Origin of the sequence: Mycobacterium parascrofulaceum ATCC BAA-614 (assembly GCF_000164135.1) — a bacterium.
Lineage (GTDB): Bacteria > Actinomycetota > Actinomycetes > Mycobacteriales > Mycobacteriaceae > Mycobacterium > Mycobacterium parascrofulaceum.
The window spans coordinates 133,520-156,058 of the sequence record NZ_GG770555.1 but is presented as its reverse complement, the minus strand read 5'-3'; the positions used below and the strand labels follow the sequence as shown (position 1 = coordinate 156,058).

At 68.7% G+C, this 22,539-nt stretch carries 19 protein-coding genes, 1 tRNA gene and 1 pseudogene; 13 read left to right on the top strand and 8 right to left on the bottom strand.

Annotated elements, in window-relative coordinates; all coding sequences use genetic code 11:
• Positions 1–44 precede the first annotated feature (44 nt).
• The gene (locus tag HMPREF0591_RS16360; RefSeq protein ID WP_007169718.1) at positions 45–2,597 is read left to right on the top strand and encodes an FHA domain-containing protein; all 2,553 of its coding nucleotides are present in this window, start codon (positions 45–47) and stop codon (positions 2,595–2,597) included.
• A gap of 9 nt (positions 2,598–2,606) precedes the next feature.
• Here the strand turns inward: HMPREF0591_RS16360 and HMPREF0591_RS16355 are convergent, their stop codons facing one another.
• Complete coding sequence (locus tag HMPREF0591_RS16355; protein WP_007169717.1) at positions 2,607–3,353, bottom strand: SDR family oxidoreductase; 747 nt, start codon at positions 3,351–3,353, stop codon at positions 2,607–2,609.
• Positions 3,354–3,491: 138 nt separating this feature from the next.
• Between HMPREF0591_RS16355 and HMPREF0591_RS16350 the strand changes: the two genes are divergently transcribed.
• From HMPREF0591_RS16350 to HMPREF0591_RS16340, 3 genes are read left to right on the top strand one after another with little or no spacing between them, the layout of a single operon-like run.
• Complete coding sequence (locus HMPREF0591_RS16350; RefSeq protein WP_007169716.1) at positions 3,492–3,932, top strand: ribonuclease FAU-1 family protein; 441 nt, start codon at positions 3,492–3,494, stop codon at positions 3,930–3,932.
• Positions 3,917–4,903, top strand: a complete 987-nt coding sequence (ligD, locus tag HMPREF0591_RS16345; RefSeq protein WP_007169715.1) for a non-homologous end-joining DNA ligase — start codon at positions 3,917–3,919, stop codon at positions 4,901–4,903. The genes HMPREF0591_RS16350 and ligD overlap by 16 nt, the downstream gene beginning before the upstream one ends.
• A 42-nt stretch (positions 4,904–4,945) precedes the next feature.
• Positions 4,946–5,362 (top strand): hypothetical protein, encoded by a 417-nt coding sequence (locus tag HMPREF0591_RS16340; RefSeq protein WP_007169714.1) that lies wholly within the window; start codon positions 4,946–4,948, stop codon positions 5,360–5,362.
• Between the two features lie 30 nt (positions 5,363–5,392).
• On the opposite strand, the gene HMPREF0591_RS16335 is transcribed toward HMPREF0591_RS16340, so the two are convergent.
• From HMPREF0591_RS16335 to polA, 5 genes are all read right to left on the bottom strand, one after another.
• Positions 5,393–6,358: a DUF2889 domain-containing protein gene (locus tag HMPREF0591_RS16335; protein ID WP_007169713.1), complete on the bottom strand. Its 966-nt coding sequence runs from the start codon at positions 6,356–6,358 to the stop codon at positions 5,393–5,395.
• A 6-nt stretch (positions 6,359–6,364) separates the two neighbouring features.
• Positions 6,365–7,579 (bottom strand): dephospho-CoA kinase, encoded by a 1,215-nt coding sequence (gene coaE, locus HMPREF0591_RS16330; RefSeq protein WP_007169712.1) that lies wholly within the window; start codon positions 7,577–7,579, stop codon positions 6,365–6,367.
• A gap of 9 nt (positions 7,580–7,588) precedes the next feature.
• A complete protein-coding gene (gene rpsA / locus HMPREF0591_RS16325; RefSeq protein ID WP_007169711.1) occupies positions 7,589–9,031 on the bottom strand; it encodes a 30S ribosomal protein S1 in 1,443 nt (480 codons plus the stop codon).
• Positions 9,032–9,253: 222 nt separating this feature from the next.
• Positions 9,254–9,724 carry a DMT family transporter gene (locus HMPREF0591_RS16320; RefSeq protein ID WP_208857769.1) on the bottom strand — a complete coding sequence of 157 codons (471 nt, stop codon included), beginning with the start codon at positions 9,722–9,724 and terminating at the stop codon, positions 9,254–9,256.
• Positions 9,693–12,353 carry a DNA polymerase I gene (gene polA / locus HMPREF0591_RS16315; RefSeq protein WP_167310158.1) on the bottom strand — a complete coding sequence of 887 codons (2,661 nt, stop codon included), beginning with the start codon at positions 12,351–12,353 and terminating at the stop codon, positions 9,693–9,695. Before polA ends, HMPREF0591_RS16320 begins: the two co-directional genes overlap by 32 nt.
• A gap of 146 nt (positions 12,354–12,499) precedes the next feature.
• On the opposite strand from polA, the gene HMPREF0591_RS16310 reads away from it, so the two are divergent.
• Positions 12,500–12,949, top strand: a complete 450-nt coding sequence (locus HMPREF0591_RS16310; protein WP_007169708.1) for a Zn-ribbon domain-containing OB-fold protein — start codon at positions 12,500–12,502, stop codon at positions 12,947–12,949.
• A complete protein-coding gene (locus HMPREF0591_RS16305) occupies positions 12,942–14,138 on the top strand; it encodes a lipid-transfer protein (protein WP_007169707.1) in 1,197 nt (398 codons plus the stop codon). Before HMPREF0591_RS16310 ends, HMPREF0591_RS16305 begins: the two co-directional genes overlap by 8 nt.
• A 103-nt stretch (positions 14,139–14,241) precedes the next feature.
• Here HMPREF0591_RS16305 and HMPREF0591_RS16300 read toward each other — a convergent pair whose 3' ends face one another.
• Positions 14,242–14,856 carry an ANTAR domain-containing response regulator gene (locus tag HMPREF0591_RS16300; RefSeq protein WP_085981651.1) on the bottom strand — a complete coding sequence of 205 codons (615 nt, stop codon included), beginning with the start codon at positions 14,854–14,856 and terminating at the stop codon, positions 14,242–14,244.
• A gap of 113 nt (positions 14,857–14,969) precedes the next feature.
• Here HMPREF0591_RS16300 and HMPREF0591_RS16295 point away from each other — a divergent pair.
• Positions 14,970–15,046 (top strand) — tRNA-Leu (locus HMPREF0591_RS16295).
• 318 nt (positions 15,047–15,364) lie between these two features.
• On the opposite strand, the gene HMPREF0591_RS16290 is transcribed toward HMPREF0591_RS16295, so the two are convergent.
• Positions 15,365–15,559: a hypothetical protein gene (locus HMPREF0591_RS16290; RefSeq protein WP_139093871.1), complete on the bottom strand. Its 195-nt coding sequence runs from the start codon at positions 15,557–15,559 to the stop codon at positions 15,365–15,367.
• Positions 15,560–15,758: 199 nt separating this feature from the next.
• Between HMPREF0591_RS16290 and HMPREF0591_RS16285 the strand changes: the two genes are divergently transcribed.
• From HMPREF0591_RS16285 to HMPREF0591_RS16260, 6 genes and pseudogenes are all read left to right on the top strand, one after another.
• Positions 15,759–17,087, top strand: a complete 1,329-nt coding sequence (locus HMPREF0591_RS16285; RefSeq protein WP_040622967.1) for an adenylate/guanylate cyclase domain-containing protein — start codon at positions 15,759–15,761, stop codon at positions 17,085–17,087.
• A gap of 28 nt (positions 17,088–17,115) precedes the next feature.
• Complete coding sequence (locus HMPREF0591_RS16280) at positions 17,116–17,712, top strand: HdeD family acid-resistance protein (RefSeq protein WP_085981649.1); 597 nt, start codon at positions 17,116–17,118, stop codon at positions 17,710–17,712.
• Positions 17,713–17,795: 83 nt separating this feature from the next.
• Complete coding sequence (locus tag HMPREF0591_RS16275; protein ID WP_007169702.1) at positions 17,796–19,268, top strand: cytochrome ubiquinol oxidase subunit I; 1,473 nt, start codon at positions 17,796–17,798, stop codon at positions 19,266–19,268.
• A 25-nt stretch (positions 19,269–19,293) separates the two neighbouring features.
• Positions 19,294–20,334, top strand: coding sequence for a cytochrome d ubiquinol oxidase subunit II (gene cydB, locus HMPREF0591_RS16270; RefSeq protein WP_007169701.1), 1,041 nt, complete (start codon positions 19,294–19,296; stop codon positions 20,332–20,334).
• A gap of 74 nt (positions 20,335–20,408) precedes the next feature.
• Complete coding sequence (gene cydD / locus HMPREF0591_RS16265; protein WP_040623215.1) at positions 20,409–22,022, top strand: thiol reductant ABC exporter subunit CydD; 1,614 nt, start codon at positions 20,409–20,411, stop codon at positions 22,020–22,022.
• Positions 22,009–22,539 (top strand): annotated as a pseudogene (locus tag HMPREF0591_RS16260) (ABC transporter ATP-binding protein); the annotation flags it as partial. The gene cydD and the pseudogene HMPREF0591_RS16260, both read left to right, overlap by 14 nt.

The following is a 22,539-nucleotide window of genomic DNA, read 5'->3' as shown; positions in this document are numbered from 1 at the left end:
ACAGCTGATTCCAATAGAGCCCACCCAAACGCACCGATACTTGAGTGGTGACTCGAGCCGCCCCGCCCATCCTGACAATTCGGCACGACGGGTCCCACCGATCCTTCGCGGCCGGCCACGAGGTGGTCGTGGGCCGCGACGCCCGGGCCGACGTGCGCATCGCCGATCCGCGGATCTCGCGCGCGCACCTGATCCTGCGCTTCGACCAAGGCCGCTGGCTGGCCATCGACAACGGCTCGCTGAACGGGACCTATCTCAACGGCTATCGGATGCCGGTCATCGACGTCCACGACGGCCAGAGCATTCACGTCGGCAATCCGCAGGGACCCAGGCTGACGTTCGCCGTCGGGCCGCGACTGGGTTACTCGGACCGCCCGGGCCGGGCGCGGCAGAGTCCGGAAGTCGGGCCGCCCACGCTGGTTTGGTCCGCGCCTGCCGAGCGGACGAATCCCACCCGGCGCCCCGCACCGGCCGGGCCGTCGAAATGGCGTCGGCCGCAGTTGATTCCGGACGAGCGGACCGTCGTGCACGCCGGCGCACCGCCCCGGGCCGGCGCTACTCCGCCCGCCGAACTCACCGTGGTCGACGCCACGACGGCCGACGTGTCGAACCTGGCGACCCGCTTCGTGAAGTTGCTCTCACCGCGCTCGTCGGCGGCCGCGGGCACGGCGGGCGCCATGACCATCGGCCGCGCCCCGGACAACGACATCGTGGTCTCCGACGTGCTGGCCTCGCGCCGGCACGCGACACTGCTCCAGACGCCGCTGGGCACCGAGATCCGGGACAACAGCATCAACGGGACGTTCGTCAACGGCACCCGGGTGGGGTCGGCGATCCTGTCCGACGACGACGTCGTCACCATCGGCAACGTCGACCTCGTCTTCCGCGACGGCGCCCTGACCGAGCGCAGCGAGGCCGCGGCGAGCACCGGCGGCCTCGAGGTGCGCAACGTCAGGTACGTCGTCGACAACGGCAAACAGTTGCTGGACGACATCTCGCTGATCGCACGCCCCGGGACGCTGACCGCCGTCATCGGCGGGTCGGGCGCCGGGAAGAGCACGCTGGCCCGGCTGATCGCCGGCTACACCACGCCCAGCGCCGGCTCGGTCACGTTCGCGGGCCACGACATTCACACCGAGTACGCGTCGCTGCGCAGCCGCATCGGCATGGTCCCGCAGGACGACGTCGTGCACCGCCAGCTGACGATCAACCAGGCGCTGCGCTACGCCGCCGAACTGCGCCTGCCGCCCGACACCAGCAAATCCGACCGCGCGAAGGTCGTCGCGCAGGTGCTCGACGAGCTCGACCTGACCAAGCACGCCGACACCCGGGTGGACAAGCTGTCCGGCGGACAGCGCAAGCGCGCCTCGGTGGCGCTCGAGCTGCTCACCGGTCCCTCGCTGCTGATCCTCGACGAGCCGACCTCCGGCCTCGACCCGGCCCTCGACCACCAGGTCATGACGATGCTGCGGCAGCTGGCCGACGCCGGTCGCGTGGTGATCGTGGTGACGCACATGCTGTCCTACCTCGACACCTGCGACCAGCTGCTGCTGGTGGCCCCGGGCGGGAAGACGGCGTACTGCGGTCCGCCCGACCAGATCGGTGCGGCGATGGGCACCACCAACTGGGCGAAGATCTTCACCAAGGTGGGTGCCGACCCCGAGGAGGCCAACCGGCGCTTCCTCGAGCGGCGCGACGCGCAGAAGCCGAAGCTGGTGCCGGAAAAGGCCGACGAGCCGGGCGCCCTCGGCGAGCCGGTGCATACCAGTGTGCGGCGCCAGATTTCGACGGTCGCGCGGCGGCAGATCCGACTGGTGGTCGCCGACCGCGCCTACTTCGTCTTCCTGGCGCTGCTGCCGTTCATCCTGGGCTCGCTTTCGCTGACCGTGCCGGGCGGCAACGGGTTTCAGCTGCCCGGCGCGACCGCCGGGACGCCCGACGAGGCGGCGCAGATCCTGGCCCTGCTGATGCCGGCCGCGGCGTTCATGGGCACCGCGCTGACGATCCGTGACCTGGTCGGCGAGCGCGCGGTCTTCCAGCGCGAGCAGGCCGTCGGACTGTCCACCACGGCCTACCTGCTCGCGAAGACCGCGGTGTTCTGCGGCTTCGCGATCCTGCAGTCGACGGTCATCACCGCGATCGTGGTGATCGGCAAGAGCGCGCCGACCCGCGGCGCCGTGCTGCTGGGCCATTCGGCCCTCGGGGCGACGGTCGAGTTGTTCGCCACCGTGGCGGCGACCTGCGTGGCGTCGGCGGTTCTCGGCCTGGCGATTTCGTCGCTGGTCCGCTCCAGCGAGCAGATCATGCCGCTGTTCGTGGTGACGGTGATGGCGCAGCTGGTGCTGTGCGGGGGCATGGTCCCCGTGACCGGCCGGCCGGGGCTGGACCAGCTCTCCTTCGCGATGCCCGCGCGCTGGGGGTACGCGGCGGCGGCGTCGACGGTCGACCTGCGCCACCTGGTGCCCGATTCGTTGCTGTCCCAGGACCGGTTCTGGCAGCACACGCCGCGGGTATGGCTGCTCGACATGGGCATGCTGGCGGCGTTGTCGGTGTTCTATGCCGGTTTCGTGCGGTGGCGAATCCGCTTGCGCCGCTAGGCCGCGACCCTAGACTTGCTCCGCCCCGCCGTCGACGAACACCTCGCTGCCGGTCATGAAGCTGCTTTCCCCGGAGGCGAGGAAAAGCACGGCGGCGGCGACTTCCTCGGGCCTGCCCAGACGGCCCATCGGGACCTTGGCCGCCTCGCCCTCGCGTAGTTCCTGTTCCCGCCCCGCGGGCGCCAGTCCCAGGAGGCCCGGCGTCTCGACCGGTCCGGGAACGACGGTGTTGACCCGGATGTCACGCCCGACGAGCTCGGCGGCCCAGGTCCGACCGAACGAGCGGATCGCCGCCTTGGTCGCCGCATACACGCTGAACGCCGGGGTTCCGTTGTACGCGGCGGTCGAACCGGTCAGCACGATCGAGGCGCCACGATTGAGTAACGGCAACATCGCCTGGACTGTGAACAGCGTGCCTCCCACGTTGGTCATGAACGTCGAAGTGAAGTGTTCGACCGAGATCTCCCCTAGCGCAGCGAATTCGCCGCCCCCGGCATTGGCGAAGATCACGTCGAGGCCCCGTCCTCGGGACTCGATGACGTCGGCCACCGCCGCGACGTCTTCGAGGTCGGCCACGTCCGCGCGCACGCCCGTTGCCTGTGCACCGATCGACGCCACCGCGGCGTCGATGGTGTCCTGATTGCGACCGGTCAGCACGACATGGGCGCCCGCGGCGGCCAACAGCTGCGCGGCCGCCAGCCCGATGCCCGAGTTTCCGCCGGTGACGAGCGCCGTCTTTCCGCTGAGGTCGCCCACTGTGACCCTCCCAAGGTGATCCGCTTGACTTCGACATGGCCTCCCGATGGGCCCGGCAACTAGAGTAGGTCCATCCATCCACCGAAGCACGAGACGTTCGACCTGCTCGCCCGCACCAACACCGACCCCAAGGGCATCGTGCGGGCGGTGGACGACTACGCGGTCCACCCGTGGGGCCTCTACGTCGCGCGGCCGACTCCCGGCCGGGCCCAGTTCCACTACCTCGAGTCGTGGCTGCTGCCGTCGCTGGGCCTGCGCGCCACGGTCTTTCACTTCAATCCGGGTCATGACCGCGATCACGACTACTACCTCGACGTGGGCGAGTACACGCCCGGGCCCGATGTCTGGCGTTCCGAGGATCATTACCTCGACATCGAGGTCCGCACCGGTGACGGCGCGGACCTGGCCGACGTCGACGAGCTGCTGGAGGCCGTCCGGCACGGCCTGTTGACCCCCGAGGCCGCCGAGTTGGCGGTGCAACGCGCCGTGGCCGCCGTGGCGGGGTTGGCCCGCAACGGCTATGACCTGTCCCGCTGGCTGGCCGGTCGCGGGATGGAGCTGACGTGGCGCGCGAGGTAGGGCCGGGCGCGCTGCCCGACGAGGCGGTGTCCGATTGGCGCGCCCCCACGCTGGCCACCCTGACCGACGAGCGGTTCTCCGATCCCCACTGGATCTTCGAGCGCAAGTTCGACGGGATGCGCTGCCTGGCGTTCCGGGACGGCGACCGGGTGCGGCTGTTGTCGCGAAACCGCCAGCCGCTCAACGGAACCTACCCGGAGCTGGCGGACGCGCTGGCCGCCCAACCGCGCACGCGCTTCGTGCTGGACGGCGAGGTGGTGGCGTTCGAGGGCCGACGCACCAGCTTCGCCCGGCTGCAGGGCCGGCTGGGCATCACCGACCCCGTGCTGGCCCGCGCGTCGCCGGTCCGCGTCTTCTACTACGTCTTCGACCTACTGCACCTGGACGGCAAGTCGACGGTCGACGCGCCGCTGGTGTGGCGTAAGCGGCTGCTGCGCAAGGCGATCGATTTCGGCGGCCCGCTGCGGTACACCCCGCACCGGGTCGCCGACGGGATGGCCGCCTACCGCGCGGCCTGCGAGCGCGGCGACGAAGGGGTGATCGCGAAACTGGCCGACTCCCGATACGACGGCGGACGCTCGAAGAATTGGCTGAAGTTCAAGTGCGTGCGCGACCAGGAATTCGTGGTGGGCGGCTACACCAGCCCCAAGGGCAGCCGCGTCGAGTTGGGCGCACTGCTGCTGGGTTACTACGACGGCCGCGACCTGGTCTACGCCGGCAAGGTGGGCACCGGCTTCGACGACGCCGCGCTGCGCCGCCTCCACGGTCGGCTGTCGGCCAGTGCGCGGGACACGCCGCCGTTCACCCGCGGCCTGGTGCGGCAGGCCGGGGCCCATTGGGTCCGCCCGGACCTGGTGGTCCAGATCGGTTTCACCGAGTGGACCCGCGACGGGAAGCTGCGCCACCCGCGTTACCTGGGCGTCCGCACGGACAAGGACGCCGCCGAGGTGGTACGGGAGACCGGGGCCTGACCGCTTGGTCCGCGGATCGCGGCGGGCGTAATGTCAGCGGTTATGAGCTGCACCGGTCGCAGGCTGCTGCCGATCACCGCCGTGACGATCGTCGCCGTCGGCTCCCAGTGGGGGCCGGCGACCGCGCGGGCGGACCTGCACAACATCACCTACCGCGCCAGGATCGATGCGCTGACCACCGGGAGCCAGGCCACCTTCATCATCAACGGCGGCCAGACGAACACCACCAACCTTCCGTCCATGCCCGGCAACGCATTCGAGGCCAACACAGTACTGCCCGACCCGGCGCAGGCCGGCATGCGGATCGTGCTGCATTTTCCCTACTCGGCGAACGTGCACTGCGAGATCGACGTCGACGACAACGTGTTCACGCAGGCCGACCAACTGGTCAAGCCGGCACCCGGCAACGCCGACCCCAACAACGGCGCGTTGGCCTGCGGCGCACCGCTACCCGCCTGAGTTCGATTGCCCGACTCCTCTCACCTCGCCTCACCGGCTGTCTAACAGGGCGTCCAGATCGGCGATCGCGCGCAACGTGTCGTTGAGGTGGGTGCAGGTGCTGGTGCCGACGAATTCGCCGCGGACGCGGTCGCGTAACTCGGCGAGAGTCATACCGCGGATGCGGGATGCACTACCGATCGCCCCGGGGCATTCCTGCCACGGCAACACCCGTACTTCGGCGTTCACCCCGGTGATCATCCGCCTCAAGGTGTCTATCGTGCCGGCGACCGTGTACTCGTGCACGATCGTCTCCACCAAGTCGTCGTCCATGTGAGAGTCGCGGAAGTGGGCCTGGAAGTGCGCCGACCCGGTGCCGACTTCCGCCAGATCCAGCCGTCGGTACCTACGCATACCGCGCGCTCGGAGCGGCTCCACTTCGTGTAATGCGCTGAGCGGCGGAGCCGCCGGGCCGCGGCCCGTCGGGATGACATCGTGCCGCCCGGTGTATGCGATCAGCGAAGCGTCCGGTGCGAAACCGGCGCAGATCCCGGCCATCCGGTCGGCGATGCCCAGCGGCATCTTCTCTTCGACGCCCTCGATGATCGCCGCGTATTGGGTGGCGTATCCGGACACCAGGGCCGCACCGACCCAGTCGTCGAGCAGCAGATGCAGCAGGCTGGCCCGCTCCGCTTCCTCAGGGAACAGTCGGCCAACCTTCGCCCGGAATCCGGCGCCGACACGACAGCCCAGCAGTGCTTCCAGACCGGCGGGCGAAGTGATGTCGTCGACGACCTGATCGGTGAGGTGTGCCTCCATTCGGATCTCGCCGAGTACTTCGAAGCGCCCGTCCTCGGCGCCCACCACGTCGCGCGCCCGCAGGTCGGCCAGGGAGCCGCCCGCCCCATCCGGATGGGTGTCGATGGTGCTGGTGCGCCGCCGTCGGCCCGCGACCAGCTTCGGCACCTCGTCCACGAAGGGCCGCCGCGGGCCCAGGATGTCGTTGACGAACGGCATGGTGGCTCAGGGCTTCCAGCCAGTGGCGTCGGCCCATTCCCAGGCTTGCCGGTAGGCGTTACGAAACCACGGTTCTTTGGCAGTGATATAGCGCACGATGTCACCGTCGGCGCCTGCGTCGGCATCTCGTTTGACTCGCGAATACTGCTCGCGCACATCGGCATCGGCATTAAGCCAGTCGACGAAGAGTAAAGCGAATTGCTGATTGGGCCAGCCCGCGACGCGGATGTGTACGTTGGTCGGCCGTCCCGGATCGGCCGATGCGTGAATCCGCTTGTGCCACAACCCGGCATCGTCGCTGTGGTCGAATCCCGGCACGGTGCTGCGGGCATCGTTCTTGGCGGCGTCCTGGGTGATGTGTTCCAGGCGCGGATAGCCCGCCGATAACAACGGTTCGACGAGTTCGTCGCCGACGGCCAGGGATTCGACGGTGATCTGCATGTCGATGACGTCCTTGGCCTCGAGGCCGGACACGGCGGTCGAACCGATGTGATCGACGCGGATCGCCCGGTGACCGCAGGTGGTCTGCAACCGGTTGACGATCCGCCGCGCCTGGTCCGGCCATGTCGGGTCGGCCGGCACCACCCGCGTTGCGGCCCGCGCGACTTCGCGCGCACTCAGGTTGTGCGCGAACGGCAGGATCCGGTTGTCCCACAGGTCGTGGGCCCGTTTCACCAGCTCCTCGGGGCTGCCCGAGTTGTCCACCCACACGTCGGCGACGGCGCGGCGCTGCTCCTCGGTGGCCTGCGCGGCGATCCGGGCGCGGGCGTCCTCCTCGGGCATGCCGCGCTGGTCGACCAGCCGTCGTACCCGCACCTCGACGTCCGCGTGCACCACGACGACGAGCGGGAACAGCGGCGCCATCCCCGATTCCACCAGCAGCGGAATGTCTTCGACGACAACCGAATCCCCGGGCACCGAGGCGATGATCTCGGCGCGGCGCTTGCCGACCAGCGGATGCACGATGCCGTTCAACCGTTGCCGCGCCTCGTCATCGCGGAAAGCCTTGGCGGCCAGGGCCGGACGATCCAGCGAACCGTCGGGCAGCAGGATGCCGTCACCGAAAGCTTCGACCAGGGCCGCCAGCCCCTCGGTGCCCGGCCGGACCACCTCGCGCGCGATGACGTCGCCGTCGACGATGACCGCACCGCATTTCGCGAAGGTGGCCGACAGCGCCGACTTGCCGGCGCCGATGCCACCGGTCAACCCGATACGCAGCATGCGGGACCGTTATGCGTTGCCGGCGAGCTTCTCCCGCAGCGCGGCCAGCTGGGCGTCGCTGGCGAGCGACCCGCCGGCCGACTTCTCCTCGCGCGCACCGCCGTTACCGGACGACTGCTCGGCGTGTCCGGCCGCTTCGGCCGCGGCGAACTTCTCCATCTGCGCCGTGTGCATCTTGTGCCGGCGCTCGGCCTCGGCGTAGCGGGCCTCCCACTCGGCGCGCTGGGTCTCGAACCCCTCGAGCCATTCGTTGGTCTCGGCGTCGAAGCCCTCGGGGAAGATGTAGTTGCCCTGCTCGTCGTAGCTGTCGGCCATGCCGTACTTCGCCGGGTCGAACTCCTCGGTGTAGTCCTCGTTGGCCTGCTTGAGCGACAACGAGATCCGGCGGCGCTCCAGGTCGATGTCGATGACCTTGACCATCGCGTCGTCGCCGACGGCGACCACCTGGTCGGGGACCTCGACGTGGCGCTCGGCCAGCTCGGAGATGTGCACCAGGCCCTCGATGCCCTCCTCGACGCGGACGAACGCGCCGAAGGGCACCAGCTTGGTGACCTTGCCGGGCACGATCTGGCCGATGGCGTGCGTGCGGGCGAAGTGCCGCCACGGGTCTTCCTGGGTTGCCTTGAGCGACAACGAAACCCGTTCGCGGTCCATGTCGACGTCGAGCACCTCGACGGTGACCTCGTCGCCCACCTGGACGACCTCGGACGGGTGGTCGATGTGCTTCCAGGACAGCTCGGAGACGTGCACCAGGCCGTCCACACCGCCGAGGTCGACGAACGCGCCGAAGTTGACGATCGACGAGACGACACCCTTGCGGATGGCGCCCTTCTGCAGCTGGTTGAGGAACTCGCTGCGCACCTCCGACTGGGTCTGCTCCAGCCAGGCGCGCCGCGACAGCACCACGTTGTTGCGGTTCTTGTCCAGCTCGATGATCTTGGCCTCGATCTCCTTGCCGATGTACGGCTGCAGGTCGCGGACCCGGCGCATCTCGACCAGCGACGCGGGCAGGAAGCCGCGCAGGCCGATGTCGAGGATCAGGCCCCCCTTGACCACCTCGATGACGGTGCCCTTGACGGCCTCGTCCTTCTCCTTGAGGGCCTCGATGGTGCCCCAGGCGCGCTCGTACTGCGCGCGCTTCTTGGACAGGATCAGCCGGCCCTCTTTGTCCTCCTTGGTGAGAACGAGAGCCTCGACCTCATCGCCCACGGAAACGACCTCGTTGGGGTCGACATCGTGCTTGATGGACAGCTCGCGGGCGGGGATGACGCCCTCGGTCTTGTAGCCGATGTCGAGGAGCACCTCGTCCCGGTCCACTTTGACGATCGTCCCCTCGACGATGTCGCCATCGTTGAAGTACTTGATCGTTTTGTCTATTGCGGCAAGAAAATCCTCGCTGGAGCCAATGTCGTTGACGGCTACTTGGGGCGAGGTGACGGTGGGACTCGGCATGTGGTGGGTTGCTCCGGACAGGTTGGGTCGTAGGGACAAAATTGGGATTTACCCATTGAGGCTACTCGACTGCGTACACGCTGGCCAAACCCGGGCGGCTCGCCACCTGCGCCGTCCGGTTGTTTGTCCACGGTGAAAGTGCCGCGGGCGCCGATTTCGGGCCAATTGTTCACCGGCCGGTCACCTTCGCGGGCGTGCCCCTGCGTGAAATGCCGCGGGTGGTCAGAACGCGGCGATCAGCACGACGCCACCGACCATCAGGACGCCGCCGAGCGCCCGCAGCGGGCTGATCGGGTGTGGATCGACCCGCAGCCAGCCGAAATGGTCGACGACCAGCGACATGATCAACGCGGCCGTGACCGTGGGGCCCATGAAGGTGCCGGCGCCGATGCGGTTGACCAGTGTGAGGCCCGCGTACACCTGGACTGCCCCGACCAGCCCGCCGATGACCGCCCACCACGGCATCGACGCGACGTCCTTGGCGGTCGGCAGCGGCTTCGACAGGACGCCCCGCAGGTCTGCAGCGCGCCGCCCAGGATGACGAACGGGATGATCCAGCCTGCGTTCATGGCACTCCTTGTCCCGGGAGCCAACGGCGATCCAGGCATTGACCCGGCGGCCCCGTTGCCAACCTCGCCGGCGCGGGGCCGCGCCGGGCGACTCAGTGGGCGGCCGAATCCCAGCTGCGGCCATACCCGACGGACACCTCCAGCGGAACGTCGAGCGGGTAGGCGCCGCCCATCTTCTCGCGCGCCAGCGCCTCGAGCCGCTCCCGCTCGCCGGGCGCCACCTCGAACAGGAGTTCGTCGTGCACCTGCAGCAGCATGCGGGATTTGAGCCCGGCCTCCTTGATCGCCTTGTCGACCTCGATCATCGCCACCTTGATGATGTCGGCCGCGCTGCCCTGGATGGGCGCGTTGAGCGCCGCGCGCTCGGCGGCCTCCCGCACCTGGCGGTTACTGCTGTCCAACTCGGGCAGGTAGCGGCGGCGGCCCAGCACCGTCGAGGTGTAGCCGTCCTTGCGGGCCTGGTCCACGATGTTCATCAGGTAGTCGCGCACCCCGCCGAAGCGGGCGAAGTAGGCGTCCATCTGCTCCTTCGCCTCCTCGGTGGAAATCTTCAGCTGTTGCGACAGGCCGTAGGCGCTCAATCCGTAGGCCAGCCCGTAGGACATCGCCTTGACGCGGCGGCGCAGCTCGGCGGTGACCTCCCCGATCGGCACCCCGAACGCCCGCGACGCGACGAACGAGTGCAGGTCCTCCCCCGTGTTGAAGGCCTCGATGAGCCCCTCGTCGCGGGACAGGTGCGCCATGATCCGCATCTCGATCTGGCTGTAGTCGGCGGTCATCAGCTCGCTGTAGCCGTCACCGACCACGAACGCGTCGCGGATCCGCCGGCCGGCCTCGGTGCGGATCGGGATGTTCTGCAGGTTCGGCTCGGTCGACGACAGCCGGCCGGTCGCCGCGATCGTCTGGTTGAACGTGGTGTGGATCCGCCCGTCGGAGGCGACCGAAGCCAGCAGGCCGTCGACGGTCACTTTGAGCCGGGTGACGTCGCGGTGGGTGAGCAGGTGCTGCAGGAACGGGTGGCCGGTCTTGTCGAACAGCGACTGCAGGGCGTCGGCGTCGGTGGTGTAGCCGGTCTTGGTGCGCTTGGTCTTCGGCATCTCCAGCTCGTCGAAGAGCACCGTCTGCAGCTGCTTCGGCGAGCCCAGGTTGATCTGCTTCCCGATCACCGCGTAGGCCGCTTCGGCCGCGTCGCGGATCTGGTGGGCGAAATCGCTCTGCAGCTCGCCGAGCAGCTCCAAATCGACGGCGATGCCGGTGTGTTCCATCCCGGCCAGCACCCGCTGCACCGGCAACTCCATGCCGCCCAGCAGCGACGTGGAGTTGATGCGGGCCAGCTCCTCGTCGAGCGCGTCGGCCAGATCCAGCACCGCCACGGCGCGCAGGATCAGCGTCTGCACCGCTTGGTCGTCGGTCCCGTCGTTATCGTCGAGCAACGAAAGCTGTTGCTGCTCAGCGGTTTCCGCGCGAAGCTCCCGGCGCAGGTAGCGCAACGACAGGTCCTCGAGGGAGAAGCTGCGCTGCCCGGGGCGCACCAGGTAGGCGGCCAGCGCGGTGTCGGAGGTGACGCCGGCCAGCGTCCAGCCCCGCCCGGCGAGGTCGTGCATCGCCAGCTTGGCCTCGTGCAGTGCCTTGGGCGGGCCCGGATCGGCCAGCCAGGACGCCAGCGCCGCCTCGTCGTCGGGTTGCAGCGCCGAGGTGTCGATGTAGCGGCCCTCGCCGTCGGCCGACACGATGGCCAGGGCGGTGGCGTCGGCGTCGTAGGCCAGGTGGGTGCCGACGACGGCCAGCCCGAACCGCTTGCCCGCGCTGTGCTCGGCCAGCCACTCCGCCAGCTCGCCGGGCTGCAGCGCGCCGCCGCGCACGTCGAATCCGGCGTCGACCTCGGGTTCCACCGCGGCCAGGGTCTCGAACAGCCGGTCGCGCAGGACCCGGAACTCCAGGTCGTCGAAGAGCCGATGGATCTGGTCGCGATCCCACGGCTGCATGCGCAGCGTGTCCGGGGTCTGCGCCAGCGGCACGTCCTTGACGAGATCGGTGAGCTCGCGGTTGCGGATCACGCCGGCCAGGTTGGCGCGCAGCGCGTCGCCGACCTTGCCGCGCACCGAGTCGACGTTGTCGACCAGCCCCTGCAGCGAGCCGTATTCGGCGATCCACTTGGACGCGGTCTTCTCCCCGACGCCGGGAATGCCGGGCAGGTTGTCGCTGGGATCGCCGCGCAGGGCGGCGAAGTCGGGGTACTGCGTGGGGGTCAGTCCGTACTTTTCGACGACGGCCTCGGGGGTGAACCGGGTGAGCTCGCTGACGCCCTTGCGCGGGTAGAGGACGGTCACGTCGTCGCTGACCAACTGCAGCGAGTCCCGGTCCCCGGTGACCACCAGCACGCGGAAGCCCTCGTGTTCGGCCTGGGTGGCCAGCGTCGCGATCAGGTCGTCGGCCTCGAAGCCCGGCTCGGCGAGCACCGTGATGCCCAGCGCGTTGAGCACTTCCTTGGTGATGTCGATCTGGCCGTGGAACTCGTCGGGCGTCGAGGAGCGGTTCGCCTTGTACTCCGGGTAGCGCTCGGAGCGGAAGGTCTGCCGGGACACGTCGAACGCGGCGGCGACGTGCGTCGGCGTCTCGTCGCGCAACAGGTTGATCAGCATCGCGGTGAAGCCGTACACCGCGTTGGTGGTCAGGCCGCCGCGGGTCTTGAAGTTCTCGGCGGGCAGCGCGTAGAAGGCCCGGAATGCCAGCGAATTGCCATCGAGCAACATCAGCGTCGGCTTGGTTTGTTCCTCGGTCGTCTGAGCGGGCGGAGCGGGCACGGCTATCACTCTAGGCACCCCGACCGACGAGCCAGGCGCTGCCGCGGAACTGCAACACGTTTCAGTTCTGCGTCGGGGCTGGGTACTCTGGCCGAGTGCCAGAGGTCACCAGCCAACAACCGGCGATCGACGGATGGTTCGCCACCGATGACGCCGGCAAGCCCCATCTGATCGGCGGCAAATGCCCCGCGTGCGGCACCTACGTCTTCCCGCCGCGCGAGAACAACTGCCCCAACCCGGGCTGCGCCAGCGACGCGCTGGAGCCGGTCGCGCTGTCGACCCGGGGAACGCTGTGGAGCTACACCGAAAACCGGTATCCGCCGCCCCCGCCCTACCCCGCGCCGGATCCCTTCGAGCCGTTCGCGATCGCCGCGGTCGAGCTGGCCGGCGAGGGGTTGATCGTGCTGGGCAAGGTCGTCGAGGGCACGCTGGCCGACGATCTGAAGGTCGGCATGGAGATGGAGCTGACCACGATGCCGCTCTATACCGACGACGACGGCGTCGAGCGGATCGTGCACGCGTGGAAGGTGGCCGCTGATGCCTGAACCGCTCTACATCCTCGGCGCCGGGATGCACCCGTGGGGCAAGTGGGGCCGCGACTTCACCGAGTACGGCGTGATCGCCGCGCGCGCCGCGCTGGCCGAGGCCGGCCTGGACTGGACGCAGATCCAGCTGGTCGCCGGCGCGGACACCATCCGCAACGGGTATCCGGGCTTCATCGCCGGGTCGACGTTCGCCCAGAAGCTGGGCTGGAACGGCGTGCCGGTCAGCTCCAGCTATGCCGCGTGCGCCAGCGGTTCGCAGGCGCTGCAGAGCGCCCGGGCGCAGATCCTGGCCGGCTTCTGCGACGTCGCGCTGGTGATCGGCGCGGACACCACGCCGAAGGGGGCGTTCGCCCCGGTCGGCGGGGAACGCAAGAACGACCCGGACTGGCAGCGGTTCCACCTGATCGGGGCGATGAACCCGGTGTACTTCGCGCTGCTGGCGCGCCGCCGGATGGACCTCTACGGCGCGACGCCCGAGGACTTCGCCGAGGTGAAGGTGAAAAACTCGCGGCACGGCCTGCAGAACCCGAACGCCCGCTACCGCAAGGAGGCGTCGGCCGACGACGTGTTCGCCAGCCCGGTGGTGGCCGACCCGCTGCGGCAGCTCGACATCTGCGCCACCTCCGACGGCGCGGCGGCCCTGATCGTGGCCAGCGCCGAGTTCGCCCGCAAGCACCTCGGCTCGCTCGACGGCGTGCCGTCGGTGCGCGCGGTCAGCACGGTGACCCCCCGCTACCCGCAGCACCTGCCCGAATTGCCGGACATCGCAACGGATTCCACCGCCGCGGTGCCCGCGCCGGACCGGGTGTTCAAGGATCAGATCCTGGACGCGGCCTACGCCGAGGCGGGCATCGGGCCCGAGGACGTCAGCCTGGCCGAGGTGTACGACCTGTCCACCGCGCTGGAGCTCGACTGGTACGAGCACCTCGGGCTGTGCCCCAAGGGCGAGGCCGAGGCGCTGCTCCGCAGCGGCGCCACCACCATCGGCGGCAGGGTGCCGGTCAACCCGTCGGGCGGGCTGGCCTGCTTCGGCGAGGCCATCCCCGCCCAGGCCATCGCGCAGGTCTGCGAGCTGACCTGGCAACTGCGCGGCCAGGCGACCGGCCGGCAGGTGGAGAACGCCACCGTGGGCGTCACCGCCAACCAGGGCCTGTTCGGGCACGGCTCGTCGGTGATCGTGGCGCGGTAGTCGCTCTCGTTCATCGAGTGTGCGGCCACGGCGGCCTCATCCGGCGTGTCGCCGCCCTGGGTGCACACTCAACGCCCTGAGCGCAGCCTCGACGGGCGAGCGGCTACTCCTCCTCGGCGCCGAGCGTCTCCAGGACGACTTCGGCGACCCGCTTCATCGTGGTCCGCCGGTCCATCGCGGCGCGCTGAATCCACTTGAACGCCTCGGGCTCGGTCATGCCCTGCTTGGTCTGCAGCAGGCCCTTGGCGCGCTCGACGAGCTTGCGGGTCTCCAGCCGCTCCGAGAGCGTCGCTACTTCGCGTTCCAGCTCGCTGATCTCGCTGAAGCGGCTGACCGCCAACTCGATCGCCGGGATCAGGTCGCTGATCGTGAAGGGCTTCACCAGGTAGGCCATGGCCCCGGCGTCGCGGGCGCGCTCGACCAGGTCGCGCTGGCTGAACGCCGTGAGCACCACGATCGGGGCGATGCGCTTGGCGGCGATCTCGGAGGCCGCGTCGATCCCGTCGCGGCGCGGCATCTTCACGTCCATGATCACCAGGTCCGGCCGATGCTGTTCGGCCAACTCGACGGCTTCCTGTCCGTCGCCGGCCTCACCGACGATCTCGTAACCCTCCTCTCGCAGCATCTCGGCGAGGTCCAGTCGGATGAGCGCTTCGTCTTCCGCGATCAGGACCCGGCGCGGCACAGCGGCGTCGGTGTCGGTCGTGGGGCCTGTCATGACGCACATTGTCTCGTGAACGTCCGAGACCAGCGACCTCGGGGCGGTGAGATGGGCGACTACAGCGAATCCTCTATGGTGGGAGGCTGCCTCTACCGTTAAGAGGCCGGCAAGCCCTCGTATCCCAACTGGCAGAGGAAACGGACTCAAAACCCGTCCAGTGTGGGTTCGAATCCCACCGAGGGCACCACCCGACCGTTGATCCGGTTGCAGCCGACCGGCCTCCTCCGAGGCCACCCGACACGTCATGCATCGAACTCGATGTTGGTAGATTTCCGAAAATACATGCCAAAGGTATGACAACTCGCGATTTAATAAACTTTGCGCTTTATTACCGGTGGGTTGCATTTAGCAAGAGTTCAACCGAATATGCAATGAATTCATTCGGGTTTTGTCGCCATCGGTCACGCGTGGGGCAAATCGACTAACGCCGGTGGGTGACGGCCCGATGGCCCATTCCCGACGCCCCGCAACGTCCGACAGGCGCCGAGAGAACGGCGCTGCCGGTTCAGTCGCCGAAGGACCGGGTGATGCAAATCTGGTCGGAGGCAGAGACATTCAGCCCCGTGGCATCGTTTCCGATGGTGTCGCCGGCGACCCGCAGTAGCCAACCCGGCTCGCCACAGGCGGCCCCGCAGCCGTCCATGAGCATGGCGGCGAGGAAAAGCATTGACGCGAGAACGAATCTCTTGAGAGCCGCCATCAGGCACCCCTTAGTCGAGGCGAACACGTGTCCAACAGTCCTGTCGAACGGGGCTGTGAATAGCCCGTAGGAACCATTCGCAAACCCGATCACAACCCGATAACAAGAACTGTTATCAGACTCGGAAACTTATGGGAAGCGAAAACGCAAAATTCAAAGAGCTTCGGCGAGTCCGCTGCTCAGCGGTTAGGCTGGCGGCGTGGCGGCTAGGAAGTGCGGCGCCCCACCCGTGTCAGACGGCTCGTCGAAACGCCCGGACTGCGTGGCCGCGGTTCGGGCGCAGACGCGCGACCGCAATCAGCACTACGCCGCCAGCGCCGCGCGCCGCGCCCGAGTCCTGACCATCACCGCGTGGCTTGCCGTGATGGTCAGCGTGAGCTTCGTGCTCGTGCAGATCCTGGGCGGAACGTGGCTGTGGCAGGTCAGCTCGATCAACGTCCTCGGCGCCATGATCTTCGCGGCGGTCCCGTGGCTGCAGCGGTTCGGCGAACTGGTTGCACCGCTTACCTTCATGGGCGCGGCCTACGTGTCCGTCTTCGCCAGCTGCCTGGACGTCGGCACCGGCTCGGGCGCCGAGTTCTTCTTCCTGGTGGGCGCCTGCATCGTCGTGCTGCTGTTGGGCATCGAACACATCGTTTTGGCGTCCGCGCTGGCCGCCATCGCCGCCGGCCTCATCATCGCGGTCGAGTTCCTGATCCCCCGCGACACCGGGTTGCAGCCGGCCTGGGCCCAGTCGACCGGCTTCGTCGTGACGGCGGTCTCCAGCGTGGTGATGGTGGTGGTGACGGTGTGGTTCGCCCTGCGCGACACCGCGCGCGCCGAAGCCGTGATGGAGGCGCAGTACGAGCGCTCGGAGGCGCTGTTGGCCAACATGTTGCCCGCCAGCATCGCCGAGCGGCTCAAGGAACCGGACCGCAGCGTGATCGCCGACAAGTACGACGTCGCCTCCGTCCTGTTCGCCGACATCGTCGGCTTCACCGAGCGGGCCAGCAGCACCGCGCCGGCCGACCTGGTGCGCTTCCTCGACCGGTTGTACAGCGCCTTCGACGCGCTGGTGGACAAGCACGGACTCGAGAAGATCAAAGTCAGCGGCGACTCCTACATGGTGGTCAGCGGGGTTCCGCGCCCCCGGCCCGACCACGCGCAGGCGCTGGCGGACTTCGCGCTCGACATGGCCAATGTTGCGGCCGGACTGCAGGATCCGCACGGCAACGCGGTTCCGCTGCGAATGGGCATGGCGTGCGGACCGGTGGTCGCCGGCGTCGTGGGCGCCCGCCGCTTCTTCTACGACGTGTGGGGCGACGCGGTCAACGTCGCGTCCCGGATGGAATCGACCGACTCGGTGGGCCGAATTCAGGTGCCCGAGGCCATGTACGAGCGTCTCAAGGACGACTTCGTGCTCCAGGAGCGCGGCCACATCGACGTCAAAGGCAAGGGCCTCATGCGCACCTGGTATCTGATCGGGCGCAAGGCTACCGAGGAACCCACCGATCTGCTGGCCAAGGATTCCCGCACCGCCCACGTGTAGCCAAAGTGCCCTATACCAGGGGCGGCGTTTGTGTCAGACTGCGCCCATGCAAACCACACCTGGACCTTCCCCCGCTCCAAGTTTGTTGCCGCATCTATGGAAATCGACCCTGCTCTCGGGACTGCTGTCGCTCGCCCTCGGCGTGTTGGTGCTGGCGTGGCCCGGGATATCGATCGTGGTCGCCGCAACCGCGTTCGGCATCTATCTGCTGATCACCGGCGCCGCACAGGTGTTCTTCGCTTTCAGCCTGCACGTCTCTGCGGGAAGCCGGATCCTGCTGTTCATCAGCGGCGCGGCGTCACTCATCCTGGCGTTGTTGGCGTTTCGTCATTTCGGTCAGGGTTACGCAATCCTGTTGCTGGCCATCTGGATTGGCATCGGGTTCATCTTCCGCGGCGTCGGCACGACGGTCTCGGCCATCCAGGATCCGCAGCTGCCCGGGCGGGGATGGGCGATCTTCATCGGCGTGATCAGCCTGCTCGCGGGCATCGTCGTCCTGGCGTCGCCGCTCGAATCGATCGTCACGCTCGCGCTCGTCGTCGGGGTCTGGTTCGTGGTCCTCGGCATCTTCGAGATCGTCTCGTCCTTCGGCATCCGCAAGGCGTCCCAGACGCTCACCGGTTGAGCCCCAGTAGCGTCGAGGCCCACGCTGCTACTACACTGCGTAGTAGCCGTGGGCATGGCCCCCGAGCATTTGGGAGATGACGGATGAATGTCGTCGATATTTCGCGGTGGCAGTTCGGTATTACGACCGTCTACCACTTCATCTTCGTGCCGCTCACGATCGGCCTGGCTCCCCTGCTCGCCGTCATGCAGACGGTGTGGGTGGCCACCGGCAACACGGCGTGGTACCGCCTCACCAAGTTCTTCGGCAAGTTGTTCCTGATCAACTTCGCCATCGGCGTGGCGACCGGCATCGTCCAGGAATTCCAGTTCGGGATGAACTGGTCGGAGTACTCGCGGTTCGTCGGCGACATCTTCGGCGCGCCGCTGGCCATGGAGGGGTTGTTCGCGTTCTTCTTCGAGTCCACGTTCATCGGCCTCTGGATCTTCGGCTGGAGCCGGCTGCCGAAACTGATCCACCTGGCGTGCATCTGGATCGTCGCCTTCGGCGTGAACGCATCGGCGTTTTTCATCATCGTGGCGAACTCGTTCATGCAGCACCCGGTCGGGGCCCACTACAACCCGGTGACGCATCGCGCCGAGTTGGACAGCATCGGTGCGTTGCTGAGCAATAACACCGCGCGAGCGGCGTTTTCACATGTCGTGACGGGCTCGCTGGTGACCGCCGGGACATTCGTCGCGGCGATCAGCGCGTGGTTTTTGGTCCGGTCGCGCAATGCCGCGTCGGCCACCCCCGCCGCGGAGTCGGACGCCCGCACCATGTTTCGCCCCGCCGCCATCCTGGGGTGCTGGGTGGTCCTGCTGGCCGCGGTTGGCCTGTTCTTCACCGGCGACCGCCAGGGCAAGCTGATGTTCGTTCAGCAACCGATGAAGATGGCGTCCGCCGAAACGTTGTGCGACACCCAAACCGACCCGGACTTCTCCGTCCTGACGGTGGGCCGGCACAACAACTGTGACGGGGTCAAGGGCGTCATCCAGGTGCCCTATGTGCTGCCGTTCCTCGCAGAGGGCCGGATCAGTGACGTCACCCTGCAGGGCGTGCGCGACATCCAGCACGACTACGAGCAGCGCTTCGGCCCAAACGACTACCGGCCCAACATGTTCGTCACCTACTGGTCTTTCCGGGCGATGATCGGCTTCCTGGCCATCCCGCTGCTGTTCGCGGTGGCGGCGTTGTGGCTCACCCGCGGCGGCCGGATTCCCAACCAGCGCTGGTTCTCCTGGTTCGCGTTGCTGACCATCCCCACGCCGTTCCTGGCCAACATCTCCGGCTGGGTGTTCACCGAGATGGGACGGCAGCCGTGGATCGTCGCACCGAACCCCACTGGGGATCAACAGGTTCGGTTCACGGTTCGCGAAGCCGTCTCCAACCACGCTTCCGGGATCGTCGTCACGTCGCTGGTGACCTTCACCCTGGTCTACGCGGTGCTGGCGGTGATCTGGTTCTTCCTGCTCAAGCGCTACATCACCGAAGGGCCGCTGGAGCACGACGCCGAACCGGCGCCGCCCCAGACACCCAGCGACGACGAGGTAGCACCGCTGTCGTTCGCCTATTAGGCTCCACCCGGAAAGGAGCTGACCGATGGGACTTCAAGAGTTCTGGTTCGGCGTCATCGGACTGCTGTTTCTTGGCTTCTTCATTTTGGAGGGCTTCGACTTCGGCGTCGGCATGTTGATGGAACCGCTCGCCCGGGTCGGCATCGGCGAGCCCGAACCGCTGCGCCGCACCGCACTGAACACCATCGGACCGGTCTGGGACGGCAACGAGGTCTGGCTGATCGTCGGGGGCGCAGCGATGTTCGCGGCCTTCCCCGGCTGGTACGCCACGGTGTTCTCGACGCTGTATCTGCCGCTGCTGGCCATCCTGTTCGGCATGATCCTGCGGGCCGTGGCGATCGAATGGCGCGGCAAGATCGACGACACCAAGTGGCGCGGCTGGGCCGACTTCGGCATCGCGGCCGGGTCCTGGCTGCCGGCGGTGTTGTGGGGCGTGGCTTTCGCCATCCTGGTCCGCGGATTGCCCGTGGACGCCGCCGGACAGGTGCACCTGAGCATCACCGACGTGCTCAACGCCTACACGCTGCTGGGCGGCCTGGCCACCGCCGGCCTGTTCCTGTTGTACGGCGCGGTGTTCATCGCGCTCAAGACATCCGGCGCCATCCGCGACGACGCCTACCGATTCGCCGTGTGGCTGTCGCTGCCGGTGACCGCTCTCGTCGCGGGTTTCGGGCTGTGGACCCAGCTGGCGCACGGAAAGAACTGGACGTGGCTGGTGCTGGCCGTCGCGGTGGTGGCGCAACTGGCGGCCGTGCTGCTGGTGTGGCGGCGCGCCTCGGACGGCTGGGCGTTCGCCTGCACGGCGATTGTCGTTGCCGCCGTGGTGATCCTGTTGTTCGGCTCGCTCTACCCGAACCTGGTGCCCTCGACGCTCAACAAGCAGTGGAGCCTGACGATCTACAACGCCTCGTCGACGCACTACACCCTCAAGGTCATGACGTGGGTGACGGTGATCATGGCTCCCCTGACGGTCGTCTACCAAGCCTGGACCTATTGGGTGTTCCGCAAACGCATCTCGGCGGAGCGGATACCGGCGCCCATCGGCCTGGCGAGGCGCGCGTCCTGAGCGCAACCGACTCGCCGCCCGACTCACGAGCGCGGGGCCCCCTGGACCCGCGACTGTGGCGGGCATCGCCGGCCCTGCGCCGCTACCTGGTCTCGACGGTCCTGTGCGGGGTGGTGATTTCCGGCTGCGCGATCGGCTCGGCGATCGTGCTGGCCGGGGTGGTCGCCCGCGCCGTCGGCGATCACCCCCCGCACGGCCTGGCCGCCTGGCGTGTGCCACTGGCGATCCTGTTGACACTGTGGACGATTCGGACGCTGGCGCACTGGCTGCAGGCGCGGTTGGGTCAACGGGGCGCCAGCGCGGTCATCGCCGACCTGTCCGGGCAGGTGCTGACGTCGGTGACGGCGCGCCAGCCAGGTGAACTCGCCACCCAACGGGATGCGGCCGCGTTGGTGGTCACCCGGGGCCTGGACGGCCTGCGCCCCTACTTCACCGGGTACCTGCCTGCGCTGCTGCTGGCCGCCATCCTCACGCCGGCGACCGTCGCCGTCATCGCGGTATACGACCTGAAGTCGGCGGCGATCGTGGCCATCACCCTGCCGCTCATACCCGTTTTCATGGTGTTGATCGGCCTGGCGACCGCCGACCGGTCGGCGGCGGCGCTGGCCGCCATGACGACTCTGCAGGGGCGGTTGCTCGACCTGATCGCCGGCATCCCCACGCTGCGGGCGCTGGGCCGCGGCCAGGGCCCGGAGCGCCGCATCGCCGAACTCGCCGACGCGCACCGGCGCTCGGCCATGGCGACGCTGCGGATCGCCTTCCTGTCGGCGCTGGTGCTGGAACTGCTCGCGACGCTGGGCGTGGCCCTGATCGCCGTGGGGATCGGTCTGCGCCTGGTGTTCGGCGAGATGACGCTGGCGACCGGCCTCACGGTGCTGTTGCTGGCACCCGACGTCTACTGGCCGCTGCGCCGGATCGGTGTGGAATTCCATGCCGCGCAGGACGGAAGGACCGCCGCCGACCAAGCCTTCGCCCTCATCGGGGGATCCGGCCGGCCGAAGACCCACGGCCGCACGGTCACCGCCCGCGGGGCGCGGATCCGCCTCGAGGGCCTCGGCGTCGCCGGCCGCGACGGCCACGCGCCGTGCGACCTCAACGCGCTCGTCGAGCCGGGCTCGGTGACGGTGCTGACCGGGCGCAACGGTGCCGGCAAGAGCACGGCCCTGCAGGCGATCACCGGCCTCACCGTGCCGTCGTCGGGCCGGGTCACCGTGGCCGGCGTCGACGTCGCCGACCTCGAACCGGCCGCCTGGTGGCGGCAGCTGTCCTGGCTTCCGCAGCGCCCGGTGCTCGTCCCGGGGACGGTCCGGGACAACCTGGCGCTGTTCGGCGCCCCGGACGATCTGCAGACCGCCTGCGCGGCATCCGATTTCGATACGGTGCTGGCCGACCTGCCCGACGGGCTGGACACCGTGCTCGGCCGCGGCGGCGTCGGCCTGTCGCTGGGCCAGCGGCAGCGGCTGGGCCTCGCCCGGGCGCTCGGATCGTCCGCGCCGGTGCTGTTGCTCGACGAGCCCACCGCGCACCTGGACGCCCGCGCCGAGGAGCGCGTGTTGCGCGCGATCGCCGAGCGCGCCCGGGCGGGCGCGACCGTGGTCGTCGTCGGGCACCGCGCGCCGGTTCTGGCCATCGGTGACCGGGTGGTCGAGGTGGCCGCCGACGCTGGAGCGCGTTATGCGCCGGTCTGATCCCCTCCTGGCCGCCGTGCCGCTGCTCCTGCGTCCACGGCTCCCCCGCATCGCGGCGGCCATCGCGCTGGGCGTGCTGTCGCTGGGCAGCGCGCTCGCGCTGGCCGGCGTCTCGGCCTGGCTGATCACCCGGGCCTGGCAAATGCCGCCGGTGCTCGACCTGTCGGTCGCGGCCGTCGCGGTGCGCGCGTTCGCGATCTCGCGCGGAGTGCTGCACTACTGCGAGCGACTGGTCACCCATGACGCCGCGCTCCGCGCGGCCGGCACCGCCCGCGCGGGGATCTACCGGCGGCTGGCCCAGGGGCCGGCGGAGACCGCCGTGCGCCTGCACAGTGGTGAGCTCGTCGGCCGGGTGGGATCCGACGTCGACGAACTGGCCAACGTGCTGGTGCGCGCCGTGGTGCCGATCGGCGTGGCGGCCGTGCTGGGGCTGGCGGCGACCGCGGTGGTCGCGGCCATCTCGCCGCCGGCCGCCGCGGTGCTGGCGGCCTGCCTGCTGGTCGCGGGCTTCGCCGCG

Coding starts and splice junctions, on each gene's coding strand:
- HMPREF0591_RS16340 (WP_007169714.1), top strand. CDS start 4,946: ATGAGCTGCACCGGTCGCAGGCTGCTGCCGATCACCGCCGTGACGATC.
- HMPREF0591_RS16335 (WP_007169713.1), bottom strand. CDS start 6,358: ATGCCGTTCGTCAACGACATCCTGGGCCCGCGGCGGCCCTTCGTGGAC.
- coaE (WP_007169712.1), bottom strand. CDS start 7,579: ATGCTGCGTATCGGGTTGACCGGTGGCATCGGCGCCGGCAAGTCGGCG.
- rpsA (WP_007169711.1), bottom strand. CDS start 9,031: ATGCCGAGTCCCACCGTCACCTCGCCCCAAGTAGCCGTCAACGACATT.
- HMPREF0591_RS16320 (WP_208857769.1), bottom strand. CDS start 9,724: ATGGCCGCAGCTGGGATTCGGCCGCCCACTGAGTCGCCCGGCGCGGCC.
- polA (WP_167310158.1), bottom strand. CDS start 12,353: ATGTTGCTCGATGGCAATTCGCTGGCATTCCGGGCCTTCTACGCGCTG.
- HMPREF0591_RS16305 (WP_007169707.1), top strand. CDS start 12,942: ATGCCTGAACCGCTCTACATCCTCGGCGCCGGGATGCACCCGTGGGGC.
- HMPREF0591_RS16300 (WP_085981651.1), bottom strand. CDS start 14,856: ATGACAGGCCCCACGACCGACACCGACGCCGCTGTGCCGCGCCGGGTC.
- HMPREF0591_RS16290 (WP_139093871.1), bottom strand. CDS start 15,559: ATGGCGGCTCTCAAGAGATTCGTTCTCGCGTCAATGCTTTTCCTCGCC.
- HMPREF0591_RS16275 (WP_007169702.1), top strand. CDS start 17,796: ATGAATGTCGTCGATATTTCGCGGTGGCAGTTCGGTATTACGACCGTC.
- cydB (WP_007169701.1), top strand. CDS start 19,294: ATGGGACTTCAAGAGTTCTGGTTCGGCGTCATCGGACTGCTGTTTCTT.